The sequence below is a fragment of the Oleiphilus sp. HI0043 genome, assembly GCF_001634935.1.
In genome coordinates this window covers 1-857 of the sequence record NZ_LWEY01000182.1, presented here as the reverse complement: position 1 = coordinate 857, position 857 = coordinate 1, and the positions used below count along the sequence as shown (strand labels likewise).

Annotated in this window: 1 protein-coding gene; it reads right to left on the bottom strand. The window is 42.0% G+C overall.

Features of this window, described 5'->3' with window-relative positions; translation table 11 throughout:
• Window positions 1–857, bottom strand: an 857-nt coding sequence (locus A3729_RS32105) for a hypothetical protein (RefSeq protein ID WP_197475510.1), incomplete at both ends; no start/stop codon positions are given.

Sequence of the window (857 nt, the reverse complement as noted above, 5' to 3'; positions counted from 1 at the left end):
CGGCTCGTCTGAAATCGAGTTATCACGACTAAACAACCTCGAGTAACCCTCAATATAATGAATCTCAGCGCGAAGAAGCCAGTTCTCATCAGGTCTAAATGCCAGACCAAAATTAGCATCGTCAAATGAGCTTTTTGGGTCTGACGAGCCCTCAGCTTTGTTTGTTCATAGCGAACATACATTTCCCAGAATTCATCAAAACGATAAACACTCTGCAAGTAATAAGCTTCTTCATAAAAATCATTAACAGCCTCGCTTGCCAGTGCCGGAATATTAGTCTGGAATTTATGGCGCAAATACTCAAACGTGACAGACCATTGGAATTGGTTGTATTCAAGTGATGTAACGATATTTTCGGAGTAAAATGACGCGTCAGGTTCAACAATCATAAGCAAAGGGTCGTCACCTGCAGGAAACTCAACTGATACTTCGTATTCTGGTTTGAAGTACGTTATGGAGGCACGCCAACCATCAAACTCTTCTCCATATATTATTTTGGCTAACAGGCTACGATCTCCTTTGAGTTTGCTTGGAGAAAGTTGTGAGGCCTCTTCCAACTCATCTTTATCAGCAACAGGCTGGCTCAAGAAAAGTTGAAATGCTAAAGGCTCACCAGATAGGTCATAAGAACCAAAGAATTCCACACCATCAGCGGAATAAAAGGAGTTACGAGTCATGTCAAAATAAACGGCTTGCGGCATCACCACACCCGTTCGGGTATGGGGAATATCCCGAGTCTCATTATAAAAACCATAAGAAGAACGTATTCTCCCTAAACGAAGACCCAAAGAACGATCAAAACTCTGATAAATCGGGTAGCTAAAAAACCCGTAATCGAGACGAATATCTTCACCACT